At 39.6% G+C, this 15,058-nt stretch carries 13 protein-coding genes; 9 read left to right on the top strand and 4 right to left on the bottom strand.

Translation table 11 applies throughout. The features are described 5' to 3' along the window. The 3 genes from LV92_RS13940 to LV92_RS13930 all read right to left on the bottom strand — a co-directional run bounded on the left by LV92_RS13940 (position 1) and on the right by LV92_RS13930 (position 4,179). Positions 1-2,565 (bottom strand): TonB-dependent receptor, encoded by a 2,565-nt coding sequence (locus tag LV92_RS13940; RefSeq protein WP_111624267.1) that lies wholly within the window; start codon positions 2,563-2,565, stop codon positions 1-3. Next, positions 2,549-3,457 carry a FecR family protein gene (locus LV92_RS13935; RefSeq protein WP_111624266.1) on the bottom strand — a complete coding sequence of 303 codons (909 nt, stop codon included), beginning with the start codon at positions 3,455-3,457 and terminating at the stop codon, positions 2,549-2,551. Before LV92_RS13935 ends, LV92_RS13940 begins: the two co-directional genes overlap by 17 nt. 209 nt (positions 3,458-3,666) lie before the next feature. Then, positions 3,667-4,179, bottom strand: a complete 513-nt coding sequence (locus tag LV92_RS13930; RefSeq protein ID WP_111624265.1) for an RNA polymerase sigma factor — start codon at positions 4,177-4,179, stop codon at positions 3,667-3,669. 114 nt (positions 4,180-4,293) lie between these two features. Between LV92_RS13930 and LV92_RS13925 the strand changes: the two genes are divergently transcribed. The 5 genes from LV92_RS13925 (at position 4,294) to LV92_RS13905 (ending at position 10,139) form a co-directional block, all read left to right on the top strand. Further along, complete coding sequence (locus LV92_RS13925; protein ID WP_111624264.1) at positions 4,294-6,048, top strand: hypothetical protein; 1,755 nt, start codon at positions 4,294-4,296, stop codon at positions 6,046-6,048. Between the two features lie 138 nt (positions 6,049-6,186). Next, the gene (gene ffh / locus LV92_RS13920; RefSeq protein WP_111624263.1) at positions 6,187-7,524 is read left to right on the top strand and encodes a signal recognition particle protein; all 1,338 of its coding nucleotides are present in this window, start codon (positions 6,187-6,189) and stop codon (positions 7,522-7,524) included. A 77-nt stretch (positions 7,525-7,601) separates the two neighbouring features. Continuing rightward, positions 7,602-7,964, top strand: coding sequence for a four helix bundle protein (locus tag LV92_RS13915; RefSeq protein WP_111624262.1), 363 nt, complete (start codon positions 7,602-7,604; stop codon positions 7,962-7,964). A 38-nt stretch (positions 7,965-8,002) separates the two neighbouring features. Continuing rightward, positions 8,003-8,887, top strand: a complete 885-nt coding sequence (locus tag LV92_RS13910; RefSeq protein ID WP_111624261.1) for a bifunctional 5,10-methylenetetrahydrofolate dehydrogenase/5,10-methenyltetrahydrofolate cyclohydrolase — start codon at positions 8,003-8,005, stop codon at positions 8,885-8,887. 184 nt (positions 8,888-9,071) lie between these two features. Then, positions 9,072-10,139, top strand: a complete 1,068-nt coding sequence (locus LV92_RS13905; RefSeq protein ID WP_111624260.1) for a sensor histidine kinase — start codon at positions 9,072-9,074, stop codon at positions 10,137-10,139. Positions 10,140-10,237: 98 nt separating this feature from the next. Here LV92_RS13905 and LV92_RS21810 read toward each other — a convergent pair whose 3' ends face one another. Further along, complete coding sequence (locus LV92_RS21810) at positions 10,238-10,387, bottom strand: hypothetical protein (RefSeq protein ID WP_170126331.1); 150 nt, start codon at positions 10,385-10,387, stop codon at positions 10,238-10,240. A 206-nt stretch (positions 10,388-10,593) separates the two neighbouring features. Here LV92_RS21810 and LV92_RS13900 point away from each other — a divergent pair, with 206 nt between their 5' ends. The 4 genes from LV92_RS13900 (at position 10,594) to LV92_RS13885 (ending at position 15,051) form a co-directional block, all read left to right on the top strand. Beyond that, entirely contained in the window at positions 10,594-11,757 is a 1,164-nt protein-coding gene (locus LV92_RS13900) for a dipeptidase (protein ID WP_111624259.1), read from the top strand. Between the two features lie 162 nt (positions 11,758-11,919). Continuing rightward, positions 11,920-13,107, top strand: coding sequence for an enoyl-ACP reductase FabV (fabV, locus tag LV92_RS13895; protein WP_111624258.1), 1,188 nt, complete (start codon positions 11,920-11,922; stop codon positions 13,105-13,107). A gap of 59 nt (positions 13,108-13,166) precedes the next feature. Then, positions 13,167-14,027, top strand: coding sequence for an alpha/beta hydrolase (locus LV92_RS13890; protein ID WP_170126330.1), 861 nt, complete (start codon positions 13,167-13,169; stop codon positions 14,025-14,027). A 52-nt stretch (positions 14,028-14,079) separates the two neighbouring features. Beyond that, positions 14,080-15,051: an aldo/keto reductase gene (locus LV92_RS13885; protein WP_111624256.1), complete on the top strand. Its 972-nt coding sequence runs from the start codon at positions 14,080-14,082 to the stop codon at positions 15,049-15,051. Positions 15,052-15,058: the final 7 nt, after the last annotated feature.

Below are 15,058 nucleotides of genomic sequence, written 5' to 3'. Positions count from 1 at the left end.
CTAGAAGCTCATTCGGAAACTAAAGTTGGGGGTAATGCCTAGGGAAACCCTTTCTATGGTTTCAATTTCGTTCTGTTCATTTATCCTGTAATATATGTTCAGGATATTTTTTTTGTTCAATAGGTTCAAAACGGAAGCCCCTAACGAGGATTTTATACCTTGGCCAATCTTGAAGTTATAGATAAACGAGGCATCTGCCCTTAAGTATGCCGGGAGTCTACTGCTGTTGGGTTCCTCGTAATTGATTTGGTTGGGGAAAACATTCAGGATTATAGAATTGTTGCCCTCCTGTGGCTTGGTGTATGGTCTTCCCGTATGATAATTGGCGCCAAGTCCCATTCTAAAACTCTTATAAGTATAGGTGCCTGCAAAGGTTATAGTGTGCCTAATGTCCAAATTGTTGGGGAATTGGTTGGGTGTTATATTCTCAAAAGTGTAATTATTGGTGTTATAAGCATAACTGAACCATGTGCTATAGGTTGCTGTTTTTTTGTTGATCAAGAATTCTATTCCCGATACATCGTACTTACCTATTTCGCCGCTAAATTGATCTTGGTTTTGGAATCCCTGTGTAGCTGTACTTATACCGTCCACTTTTTTATAGAACCCTTCCACACCTACATAAAGCGTATTTTTATCATAGTTTAGCCCAAGGGAAATTTGTTTACTTTTTGTAATGGGCAATAAATCGTTGTCCGAAAGTATCCATCGCCTTTTCTCAATCCCCAGAAAATTTTGTTCCAGATCGATGATTTGATTGGTGGTCTGACTTTTAAATTCTCCCAGTAATTCGGTCTTAAGTCCGTCTGTCAAAGTATAATTTAAGTTTAATCTAGGTTCTAGAATAACCTCATCAAAAGTTTTAAAGGTCTTTAAGTTTTTGATGTAATTCAGTCTAAGTCCGCCTCTGGCATTGAATTTTTCATTTTTCGAGCTGTAATCCAATTCGGAAAATAGGGAATGGGTCATTATTACCCCTTTTATATTGCTTTTATAGGCGGGTTGGGTAACTTGTGTAAAGTTGGTAATGCCTACCTCATTAAGTTGATATCCATTCAACCAATTAAGGTGCTGTCCCAAATTGTAATTGGTGTTCAGCTTTATTGCCTTTTCCAGTACCTGGTTGCTTTGAAAAAGCTGTTGGGATTGGGATGGGATGTTTTGGGAATCCAAATTATAACGGGTGTAATACAGGTTTAAATGGGTGCTCCATTTGCGGGTCCATTTACTTTCCAAGCTCCCGCCGAAGGAAAGATTGGTCTGGTCCAATAAACTGTTGGCAGTGCCATCCTCTGTTTTTTCAGTGTATTTAAGGTGGTTGTTGGTATTGATAAAACTTAATCGGGCCTTTTGGTTTTTATTGATGTCGTAAAGCAGTTTGCCCGTAAAGTCATAAAAATAAAAATTTTCGTCCCTAACTGTGTTTTCGGGATTGGAGGAGTTACCATTTTCCTTTACCTCACTGTCCTGAAACACTTTATCAAAATACCGATTGTAAGTTGGGGTATTTATAAAATCCGTGGTGGATCGCCTTCCTGAAAACTGAACGGAAACTTTCTCCGAGAGAGGTAGCTGTCCAAAAACATCGCCACTTAATAAATTAAATCCTGCCCCTCCCGCAAATGAATCGCTGATCTTGTTTCTGGTATTTATATTTATTACACTGCTCACTCCATCGCCATATTGTACGCTGGTCCCATTTTTTATAATGTTCACATTTTCGATTAAATAGGGATTAAAGGCGGAAATCAAACCAAAAAAATGTCCGGAATGATACATTTTTATACCATCCCATAAGACTAAATTTTGATCGTTGGTGCCACCCCTGACATTAATATCGGACACGGTCTCATCTACACTCTTAATTCCAGGCAATGCCTGTATGGTCTGTAGAACATCGGGTTCTATAAGTCCGGGCAAAATCCCGAATTTGTCCGTATTGAGCTCAATGCTGGCATCTGGTTCTTTGGTAATACCAGTGGTAAGAAATTGATATACAACAACTTCTTCCAGTTCCTGGTAATTTGGAGATAATAAAATAGTCTTGCAGGGATTGTTGCCAGTTAGTTCTTCCGCGCTAAAATATTTGGTCTTAAAGCCCAGGTGTTTGATCGCGATATTGGCATTTCTTGGCACTTCCTTTAAGGAGAACTGTCCTTCCAAATCGGTAATCTGGGATATATTGCTGCCCAAAACCTCCACAGTTGCATTCATGATGGTACTGTTCTCAAAGTTGTCTACCACATTGGCGCAGATATCCACATACTTGCTTTTGGATATGGCAAAATAGCGGTCATTGAGTTTAGTAATGTCCAATAGGGTCTGTTTGTGGAGCTCTTCCAGTATTTGGGGTAGTGAATCGGTATCCGGAATAGAAAACTGTAACTGCCCCAAGTCCTCATCCACATATGAGAACTTAATGTTATGCTCCCGTTCCAGTTCTTCCAAATAGCTAATTAAATTTACTTTTTGAGCACCATTTTCTTGTGCCCAATTGGAATAAGGAACTAGTAGAAATACATATAGGGCAATAAGAAATACAATGTATTTATGGTGTTTCAGCATAGAATAGCACTTTATTCCCCTCTAATTTAAACTTGATCTGAGAAGGAGTACTTATACTTTGCAACGCTAATTCCTTGTTGGTATTGCTAAAGGATCCTGTAAATAATTGATTGGTATCTATATTTTCGGTAGCGACCTCAATATTAAATTGTCTTTGAAATTCATCCAAAACAAATTTCAATGGAATACTCTTAAAGCTACTTTCATTCCTAATCCAGGATGGTTCCTTGGTATTTGGTATTTTCAAGGCCTGTAATTCACCATTTATAACCACCAAAGAATTACCAGCGGGAAGTTTAACCTCCTCCTTGTTGTAGATGACACTTACTAAACCCTCGTAACAGGCTACTTCGAAATAGCCTTTTCTATTTTCTACATTAAATTGAGTACCCAGAACGGTTACGGTTCCATTTTCTGTTGTTACGGTAAAACGCTTGCCCTTGGCAACCTTAAAAAAAGCTTCTCCGTTCAGTGCTATATCTCTTTTTTTTGCCCAATTTTTTTTGCTGTACGAAATTTGGGAATCGGCATTTAGTTGAACCTCCGATGCATCCGGGAGCACTATTTGGGCCCTTTCGGCATATTGCGTACTTATTTCTTCGTTTAAATTGCCATAGTACAAAAAGGAGGCAACAAAAATCAAGGCTATAGCAGCAGCGATGCCCATGTATTTTTTATAGGGATTAAGTTTAATTACTTTGCTCTTAGTGGAAGCCTTGTGTTTGTTGAGGTCTTCAAAAGCCTTGGCCATGTCAAAGTCTGGCGCTGCCAAATTATTGGTGGCTTCCCGTAGTTTTAAATACGAGGCATACTCTTTGGTCTCCTTAAATTTAACCAACTCCTCTTTCGTGAGTTCGTTATTGAGCCATTTTGCCAAATAATTTTCTTGCATGGTTTCTAGCTTTATATAGGTATAACAATCAAAAAAGAAAATACCCTACTTTTTAATTAAATATTTAATATTGGTACTGAGATCCTAGTATTGAGTATTGGGATTGGGACTGCCGAATAAGCAGAATAAAATGAAAATTTTATAACCTTAAACAGCATAAAACAATCCAATAGCTCATTTACTCATTACTATATACTCAATTCTTTGTCTTATATACCTTCAATCTGTTCCCTAAGTGTTTTTAGGGCCAGATGCATTCTTTTTTCAATGGCTTTTACACTTACACCTTCCATCTCCGCTATTTCTGCATATTTCTTTCCATCGATCCTATTCAATAAAAAGGTAGTACGTTGGTTTTCGGGTAAAGCCGCCAACGCCCGTTCCAATTTTTCTTTATATTCCTGTTCTTCCAATAAAAAGTCCGGTGACTCATTTACAACAGTATTGGTCTCCGGCGCGTATTTTAATCTTACTTTTTCCGCCTTTAAAACATTCAGGTATAAATTGTTGGCAATGGTATATACATATGACTTTGCTTTATCCGGAGCAACCTTGGAACAATTTTCCCATAATTTTATAAATGCTTCCTGTACAACGTCATACGCTTTTTCCTCGTTGCCAAACTTATAATATATATAGTTAAAGACCGTTTTGGAATAAGTGCTGAAGATTGTGGCGTAAACGTCATCCTTGCATACATGTTCTTCTTTGATAGCTTTCAACCCTGGTCGTTTTTAATTTTTTCAAAGATATTTTAAAAAAAACGAAAAATTGGGTAGGGTATTTTAAAAGTGAGTTGTTTTAGAGATATACGAACAAATAAAAACCAAATCGTTATGAAAAAGTTTATGTCATATTTAATGTTCTCGAGCCTACTTCTTGTGGCATTAAGTTTTACTTCCTGCCAGGAAGAATTTGAAGAATTGCCTGGTGAGGATAGTCAGGAAGCCATATTGGCAAGTTCCAGTACGGCACAATTAATAAAAAGAACTTCCTCTAAAGATGGTTCCTATGACAATATTGTGGATGGGGCAAGTTGTTTTGCAATCAACTTTCCTTATGTGGTAAACGTAAATGGCCTAGATATTAATATAGATGCTGTTGAAGATTTAAAGTTGATTAAGCAACTTTTTAATGAGGTAGAAGTAGATGATGATATTTTGGAAATTATTTTTCCCATACAGATAACCTTGTCGGATTATACGGAAATAACTATAAGCAACAAGGAACAACTTCGTGAAAAGGTCGAGCAATGTATTGAAGGTGGGGATGACGATGATATAGAATGTATAGATTTTGTGTATCCAATAGTGGTATATTCCTTTGATATTAATCTGCAGCAAACCGGTAATGTAACCGTAGAAAATGATATGCAGCTAAGACGCTATTTTGCGGAACGTGGTGATGATGACCTACTGAGTTTTGATTTCCCCATTACATTGGAGCTATATGATGATACCACGGTTAGCGTAAGTAATAATGCCGAATTGGCCAATGCTATTGAAACTGCCAAAAGTAAATGTGATGACGATGATGATGACGATTATGACGATGACTTTACACAAGAGCGTTTGGAAGAATATCTTGTTGCCTGTCCTTGGTTGGTAAATGAAGTAATAAGGGCCAATGTAGACAATACAGGTCAGTATTTTGACTACGTAATGAATTTTACCGAAGACGGAAACGTAGTAATGAAAGATAGGGTAGGTAACAGTTTAATGGGTACTTGGAGCACCAGAATTGGAGAGAACAGGGTGTTGTTGAAGTTAGAGTTTGAAGCCTTGGCCGATTTTGATCTGGAGTGGTTTGTTTATGATCTGGAAGATGGTAAAATTAAATTGTATGCCGGTGAAGGAGAGAGGATAATAATGAAAAAGGCATGTGGTATCGTAGATAATACACCAGATACCTTGAGGGAAATTTTGAAGGAATGTAGCTGGGTCATAAAAAAAGTGAAGTTGAACAACGAAGATGTTGATAGGCTGTTGGGATACGAGTTTAGTTTTCAAGCTGAAGGAGTGGTAACTTTAAGTAACGAGTCCACTATTTCCGAAGGAACATGGGCCATTACTACCAATGCCCAAGGACGTTTGGTAATGGCCATTACCATGGGAGACGAGCCAGGGGTTAGCTTTGAATGGTTGTTGTCCGACCTTAGGGACAAACGCTTAGGGTTTAGTATTGAGGATTCCAACTATGAGCTTATTTTGGAAAGGGTTTGTGATAATAATTCCGATGATGACGATGTTGCCGAGATTAGAAATATTATGATGGGTGGCGAATGGATGATTGCAAAATATATGGAGGGTGATAATGATGAAACCCAAAATTATGCCGCATTTACCTTTGCCTTTCAGGCCGAACTTGCCGTTAATGTTACAACAGGGGAAACCGGACCTACCTACCCAGGACTTTGGAGAATAATCAGGGATAGCGAAGGGGAATTGAAATGTTATCTTAATTTTGGCTTGGCGACTGCTATGCAAGTTTTAATGGATGACTGGAAAATTGTCTCCATTACCAATGAACGTATAGAGTTGAAGATGATTAATGAGAACAGCCTAGAGGTTTTGGTCTTCGAAAAGAAATAAAAATTTTGCCCCAATTTTTGGAAAAGGGTGGCTTCTTACGGAAGCTGCCCTTTTTTTACATTTATATTTTTCATCCCAAGCTTCACACTTACGGCAGTTATTCTTAAATTTGCGCTTTCCTGATAATACAGTAAGACTATGTTTGATAATTTAAGTGAAAAGTTGGATAAGGCGTTACATGTTCTAAAAGGACATGGGCAAATTACAGAGATCAATGTTGCGGAAACCTTAAAGGAAGTGCGAAGGGCACTTTTGGATGCGGATGTCAACTTTAAAATTGCCAAGGAGTTTACCAATAAGGTTAAGGAAAAGGCAATGGGACAGGATGTGTTGACCTCCCTTCAACCTGGCCAGTTAATGGTAAAATTGGTGAAGGACGAGCTTACGGAGCTTATGGGCGGAGACGCAGAGGGCATCAATTTGTCCGGTGCGCCTTCCATAATCCTAATGTCCGGTTTACAAGGTTCCGGTAAAACTACCTTTTCAGGAAAATTAGCCAATTATCTTAAAACCAAAAAGACAAAGAAGCCATTGTTGGTGGCTTGTGATGTATATAGACCTGCGGCAATAGACCAACTTCATGTTGTAGGGGAACAGATCGGGGTTGAGGTTTTTTCGGACCGGGGAAATAATGATCCCGTTGCCATCTCAAAAGCGGGTATTGCCCATGCAAAGGCCAATGGTTTTAATGTAGTTATTATAGATACGGCAGGTCGTTTGGCTGTGGATGAGCAAATGATGAAAGAAATTGCCAATATCCATAAAGCTATTCAGCCTCAGGAAACCCTGTTTGTGGTCGATTCCATGACTGGGCAGGATGCTGTTAATACTGCCAAATCATTTAACGACATTCTTAATTTTGACGGGGTTATACTCACAAAATTGGATGGGGATACCCGTGGTGGTGCAGCTATTTCCATTAAGTCGGTCGTAAACAAACCCATTAAGTTTATAGGAACCGGAGAAAAGATGGATGCCATAGATGTCTTTTATCCTTCGCGCATGGCCGAGAGAATTCTTGGTATGGGTGATGTGGTTTCTTTGGTGGAAAGGGCCCAGGAACAGTTTGATGAGGAAGAGGCCAGGAAAATCCAGAAGAAGATAGCCAAGAACAAATTTGGTTTCGATGACTTCTTAAGCCAGATCCAGCAGATTAAAAAAATGGGTAGCCTTAAAGACCTTATGGGAATGATTCCAGGAGCAGGAAAGGCTTTAAAGGGATTGGATATAGATGATGACGCCTTTAAACATATAGAGGCCATAATACATTCCATGACCCCTGATGAACGTTCTACCCCGGCCAAATTAAATGCTAGCCGTAAAAAACGAATAGCCAAAGGCAGTGGTACCAGCATTCAGGAAATAAACCAATTGTTAAAGCAGTTTGATCAAATGAGCAAAATGATGAAAATGATGCAAGGCGGTGGCGGTAAAAAGATGATGCAAATGATGGGGGCCATGAAGGGGATGAAATAATATTATCCTTAAATGGTTGACAGTTTTCAGTGACAGTTGGCAGTTAATTTAAGAAGCAGGATTGCAAATTATAGGGCATGGGATACAAAAAATTGTTGGCCTATCAAAAAGGATTTCATTTGGCAATGGATATTTTTGAAGTGTCAAAATCCTTTCCTAAAGAAGAAACCTATGCTTTGACCGACCAAATTAGAAGATCATCCCGTTCTGTATGTGCCAATATTGGGGAGGCCTACAGAAAAAGGAGATATGAAAAACATTTTATTAGCAAGTTGACAGATGCTGATAGTGAAAACTCGGAAACTCAGGTTTGGTTGGAATTTGCCGAATCTTGTCAATACATATCAGCGGATGACAAACGGGACCTTATTGAAGGAAGTTTGGAAATAGGAAGATTATTACAATACATGATTAACAACCCGGGCAAGTTTGGTGTGTAAGGGACTGCCAACTGCCACAGGGAACTGAATACTAAAAAATGGAATTACTGGACGGTAAAAAAGTATCGAATCAAATTAAGGAGGAAATAGCCGCTGAGGTGGCTAAAATGAGGGAGCGTGGAGAAAAAGTGCCACATTTGGCAGCGGTTATCGTTGGGAACGACGGTGCCAGTCTTACCTATGTAGGCAGCAAGGTAAGATCTTGTGAGAAAGTAGGATTCGAGTCTACCTTGGTACAGTTGCCGAGTACTACCTCGGAACAGGAGTTGTTGAACAAGATAGAAGAGCTTAACCAAAATGATGATATAGACGGATTTATTGTTCAATTGCCTTTGCCTGAGCAGATCAATACACAACGTGTTCTGTTGGCGGTGGATCCCGATAAGGATGTGGACGGATTTCATCCTACCAATTTTGGAAAAATGGCCTTGGATATGAGTACTTTTATTCCTGCCACACCTTTTGGTATATTGGAGCTTCTGGAAAGGTATAAGGTAGAGACCAAAGGGAAACATACTGTTGTTATAGGTCGTAGCCATATAGTGGGTAGGCCTATGAGCATACTCATGGGAAGAAAAGGTTGGCCTGGAAATTCCACGGTAACCCTTACCCATAGCCATACCAAAAACATTACCCAGATAATTTCACAGGCCGATATAGTTATTTCTGCATTAGGGGTACCCAACTTTTTAAAAGCCGAAATGGTGAAGGATGATGCCGTAATCATCGATGTGGGCATTACCAGAGTGCCGGATGACACCAAGGAAAAGGGTTATTATATCACCGGGGATGTGGATTTTGAAAATGTGAGCAAGAAGGCCTCTTATATTACTCCGGTTCCTGGAGGTGTGGGACCAATGACTATTGCCATGTTGCTAAAAAATACCTTGTTGGCAAGGGAAAGGCATAGAAGCCAAAAATAATATTGAAAGACCGCAGATTAAACGATTTGCGGTTTTTTTATTTTTTCTAAGTTTTGATATGATATATACTGTATAAATTTATGTTTAACTTTAAATACATTTGTGTCCGGTTTTGGGAGGTTTAGGTTGATCGTAAACAGCTTTTTGATTAAAAACCGTATATTACCCTTATCTTATCAGCAGTATGCAAAAAACAAAAAACCTTAGCCTGGAACCCTTTTTTAATCTTTCTATGGATTTATTATGTATAGCCGGTTATGATGGCTATTTCAAAAAAGTAAATCCCGCTGTGGTGAAACTTTTGGGCTACTCGGAAGAAGAATTATTTTCCAAGCCAATTAGAGAATTTATCCATGTGGAAGACAGGGATCTAACGGCTAGATACAGGGAAAATTTGAAGAATAATGTTCCTTTGGTGAATTATGAAAACAGATACGTCTGTAAATCAGGAGAGATTATTTGGTTGCACTGGACTTCCATACCCTTGGAAGATGAGAAATTAGTATATGCTATTGCCAAAAATATTACCCACAAAAAGAAATTGGAAAAAGAGCGGATAGAACATCTGATAAACTTAGTGGATAAAAACCAAGAATTAAAACAGCTCAATTATACCACATCCCATGATTTAAGATCTCCAGTAAACAATTTACTGTCCATATTCGGGTTTTTGGATTTTAGTAAAATTGATGACGATGAAGTATTGGAAACCTTGGATTATATGAAGTTGGCCACCGAGGGGCTCAATAAATCCCTAAACAACTATGTGGACCTTTTAAGCAAGAAAGACCAATTGAACATTGAGTTGGAAGAAGTAGATTTTGAAATAACACTTAAACTGGTCAAGTCATCTATCAGTTCTCTTTTAGGTAATGCCAATGTTACTTTTAAGATCGATTTTTCCGCCTTAAGGGGTGTAAGGCATAATACCAATAATATGGAAAGTATTTTTCTGAACCTGTTGACCAATTCCATTAAATACGCCAGGCCAGATGTTCCACCTGTAATTTCTATAAAATCACAAGTTGAAGGGGAAAAAAAACAGCTGATATATTCAGATAATGGTCTTGGTTTTGACATGGAAAAATTTGGGAGTAAAATTTTTGGACTCAATCAAAAATTCCATATTAAGGGAGATAGTAAAGGGGTTGGACTTTACCTGGTATATAATCATATTAATAGTCTAGGGGGTACTATTGCGGTGGAAAGTGAAGTTAATAAAGGGGCAACCTTTACCATTACCTTTAAATGATTGGGAGGCAACTTTGAAAGGGCTTGTTAAGGAAGTAAAATGATAATATAAAGGTCGGTTTAGAGCATGATATTCTCCAAACCGACCTTTTTTTATGCCTATTCCGTTGGTTCAAAAATCTCTAGAGATTTTTGGGTACTGTCGGTAGGCGTTAGAACATCAATTTTTTCCTCATCTTCGTCGTTGGTACAACTGCTGATGGTTAGCGAGCAAAATAGGAATGTGGCTAAGTAGATTATTTTTTTCATGAGTTCAGATTTTAGTAGGTTTGTCCAAATTCAATTTAATGTAATAACGTTTAATTTTCATTTTTGTTTTGTGACCTTTATGTTTTTGGGGAACACCAAAAAGATACCTGCTCAATTGGGGTTTTAAAATTTATAAATCAATATACTTTATAGCGGTTTTTAATTTATTTTGATTAATTTTTAGCTCGTTAAACAGGCGAAATTGCATGAAAAAATTTCTTAGGTACGCTTTGGCCATTGTCCTCCTACTATATTTCTTGGCAACGTTTATTGTGTCTCCCATCTTGGATAAGCAGATGAACCTTGTTGAATATAGCGATCCCAGGCAACTGGGAGCCGAAGCAAAAGAATTGTATAGGTCACTGGAGTTTATTGCTGATTTGCACTGCGACGCCTTGTTATGGGATAGGGACTTGACAAAAAAACTGGATTATGCACATTTGGATTTTCCGCGAATGCAGCAGGCAAATATGAGCTTGCAGGCTTTTACCATTGTAACCAAATCTCCCAAAGGACAGAATTTTAAGCAGAATAGTGCGGACGCCTTCGATAAAATTACCATGTTGAATTTCGTACAAGGCCGACTACCGGATAAGTGGTTTGGTTTGTATAAACGGGCCGAGTACCAGGCAAGAGCTTTACAGGACTACCAAAAGAAGTTTGCCGGTAAATTCTTATTGGTGAAATCGCGCCAAGATTTAAAAAATTTGATAAAATTAAAGAAAACAGACCCAGAGGTAATTGGTGGTTTCTTGGGAATTGAAGGTGCACATTGCTTGGAGGGGAATTTGGATAATGTGCAGAATCTTTATTACGAAGGGGTTAGAATGATGGCCCCCACGCATTTTTTCGATAATGAACTTGGTGGGTCTGCACATGGTATTTCGGGGGCAGGGCTTACCGATTTCGGTAGGGAGGTAATCCATGAGATGAACCGTTTGGGAATCATAATCGATTTGGCACATGTCTCCCCAAAAATGATAGATGAAATTCTTGACCAAACCACCCGCCCAGTCCTGGTTTCGCACACTGGGGTCAAGGGGACCAAGGATAGCCCCCGGAACATATCGGATCGTCATATAAACAGAATTGCAGCATCGGGCGGACTAATTGGTATAGGGTTTTTTAGGGGAGCCATTAAAGGGGAGATCAAGCACATTGTGGAAGCTATGAAGTATGTCCGTGATTTGGTCGGCATTGAGCATGTGGCGCTAGGCTCCGATTTTGATGGGGCGGCCACGACTCCTATAGATGTAACAGGCCTGCCCTTTATTGTTCAGGAATTAATGAACCAAGGATTTTCGGAAATGGAGATCAGAGCCGTTATGGGCGAGAATGTCAAGCGGTTTTTAATGGAACAATTGCCTTAGCATTGGGATAGTTTTATCTAAATCCGGATTATAGGGTGCAATTTTGTCCACTTCAACTTTATCTTTTGAATCTTTTATATATCTTCGATAATTGGGAAAATTATAAATAAAATGCACCGTTATACAACCCATATTGGGAAAGTGCAGAAAATAAATTAAGAAATGATAATAGAGCCTAGAACACGCGGATTTATATGCCTTACCTCCCATCCTAAAGGATGTGAACAAAATGTTATTGATCAAATTGAATATATAAAGTCCAAGGGAGCCATCGATGGAGCAAAAAAAGTGCTCGTAATAGGAGCTTCTACTGGATTTGGTTTGGCTTCCAGAATTACCAGTGCCTTTGGTTCAGGAGCTTCTACAATAGGGGTGTTTTTTGAAAAACCACCTTCCGAGGGACGACCGGCCTCACCGGGCTGGTACAACAGTGCGGCCTTTGAAAAAGAGGCGCATAAGGCAGGATTGTACGCTAAAAGCATCAACGGGGACGCCTTTTCCAATGAAATTAAAAAACAAACCTTAGACTTGATCAAAGCCGATTTGGCCCAAATAGATATGGTTATTTACAGTTTGGCTTCACCAGTAAGGACGCATCCGGATACTGGGGTAAAATATAAATCGGTATTAAAACCAATAGGAGCCAAATTTCAAAACAAAACAGTGGACTTTCATACCGGGGTAGTATCCGAAGTATCCATAGAACCGGCCGAAGGTGATGATATTGAGAATACAGTGGCCGTCATGGGAGGTGAAGATTGGAAAATGTGGATAGATGATTTGAAAAGTGAAGGATTGCTTTCAGAAGGATTTACTACTATAGCCTACTCCTATATTGGCCCGTCACTTACAGAAGCAGTTTATAGAAAAGGAACCATTGGTCGTGCCAAGGATGATTTGGAAGCTACTGCTTTTACTATATCGGACAGTTTAAAAGCATTAAAAGGAAAGGCTTATGTTTCGGTTAATAAGGCATTGGTAACCCAGGCAAGCTCTGCAATACCGGTAATTCCACTATATATATCCCTATTGTACAAGGTAATGAAAGCGGAAGGAATACACGAAGGGTGTATAGAGCAAATTCAACGCTTGTTCCAAGATCGTTTGTATTCAGCTAAGACACCTATAGATGATAAAGGGAGAATACGTATAGATGATTGGGAAATGCGCGCCGATGTGCAGGCCAGGGTAGCGGAACTTTGGAAGGAGGCCACTACGGAAACTTTGCCAAAGATTGGAGATCTTAAGGGCTATGAGAAAGATTTCTTCAATCTGTTCGGCTTTATGGTAGAAGGGGTGGACTATGATAAGGACGTTAACGAAATAGTGGAAATTCCTGGGCTACAATAAATAAAGTCAGCCCATTCCGAATCAAAAATTTATGCCGCCATCGGTAAAACCTCATATATATGCGAATCAATCTATTGTTACTATGCGCGCTAGTGTGTCTGGCAACTGCTAATGCGCAGACCGGAAAGGTATTTGACGCACTCAGCATGAAGAGTGAAATCCTAAAGAGTGAAAGGAAATTTGCGGTATACCTTCCGCCGGATTATGAAACTTCCAATAGGAGTTACCCAGTGTTGTATTTGCTTCATGGCGCTGGTGACGATCAAACGGGTTGGGTGCAATTTGGTGAGGTGTTGCGTATTACGGATAATGCTATTAAAGAAGGTAAGGCTACTCCAATGATTATTGTTATGCCAGATGCCAATACGGGAACTAGGGGTTATTTTAATTCCGTAAAAGGGGACTGGAGGTATGAGGATTTCTTTTTTCAGGAATTAATGCCCTATGTAGAGAAGAAGTATCGCATTAAGGGAGAGAAGCGCTACAGGGCCATAGCTGGACTTTCCATGGGTGGCGGTGGAACGTTCATGTATGCCTTACGCCACCCTGAGCTGTTTTCATCGGCCTGTCCTTTAAGTGCCTATATAGGAGCCCTAAGTTTGGACGATTTTAAACAAAGACTAAAAGGTAATAATGAGAGCTATGAAGATAGCCTTGTAAGTGCCTATTATGAAAAGCACAATGCCCTATCCCTTATCCAGGCTTCATCCCTTGAAGATATGAAATCGGTTAGATGGTTCATAGACTGTGGGGACGATGATTTTCTTTATGAAGGAAATAGTTTAGTGCATATTGCCATGAAAAAGAAAGAGGTGCCCCATGAATATAGGGTAAGGGAAGGTCGCCATAGCTGGACCTATTGGCGGGAATCCCTGCCCGTGGTATTGGAGTTTGTTTCCGATGCTTTCCATCAGTATTGATCAATAAATAGGGTCCGGGATTTTTAAGAGTGAAAAGTATTAGGTTAGAGTTATGGTTATAAGAAAATTTGGTAGAACCCAGTGGGATGTTAGTGAAATAGGATACGGAATGTGGGGCATGGGAGGATGGACCGAGTCCGACGACCTATTGTCTGCCAAGTCACTGGATCTGGCTGTGGAAAATGGAGTTAATTTTTTCGATACCGCTTGGGCCTATGGTCATGGGCACAGTGAAAAATTACTGGGCGATCTATTGCGAAGGTTTCCCAATAAAAAGCTATTTACCGCCAGCAAGATCCCAGCTAAAAATTTTAAATGGCCGGCAAAACCGGAATATAGTTTAGAGGAATCCTATCCTATGTCCCATATTGTGGATTATACGGAAAAGACCCTGAAGAATTTACGCTCGGAGCAATTGGATTTAATGCAGTTCCATACTTGGGACGACAGTTGGTCCGATCGTGAGGAGTGGCAAAGGGCGGTTGAAGATTTAAAAAAGTCAGGGAAGGTAGCGGCCATGGGTATCAGTGTAAACCGTTGGGAGCCAGAAAATGGTATTAAGGCCCTTAAGACAGGAGCGTTCGATGCGGTACAGGTTATTTACAATATTTTTGACCAAGCTCCGGAGGATGTCCTTTTTCCATTATGTGAAGAGTTGGATATTGCTGTCATTGCAAGGGTGCCTTTTGACGAAGGCACCTTGACCGGGAATATAACCAAAGAGACCAAGTTTCCGGAAGGGGATTGGAGGGGGACGTATTTTGTGCCCGAGAATTTAATTGCCAGTGCGGAAAGGGCAGACCTATTGAGACCAGTGGTTCCGGAAGGTATGACCATGGCGGAAATGGCTTTGCGCTTTATTACTATGAACAAAACGGTAAGTACCATAATTCCTGGAATGCGCAAGGAAAGGAACGTTTTAATGAATACGGCCTTAAGTGATGGCAAAGGCTTGCCAATGGAGTTATATCAAGAATTAAAAGGCCATAGATGGGATAGAAAACCAACCTCATGGTCACAATAATCTAAAG

Source organism: Arenibacter echinorum (genome assembly GCF_003259375.1).
GTDB lineage: Bacteria > Bacteroidota > Bacteroidia > Flavobacteriales > Flavobacteriaceae > Arenibacter > Arenibacter echinorum.
Note: the sequence above shows the minus strand (reverse complement) of the source record. Positions and strands in the feature narration are given on the sequence as shown.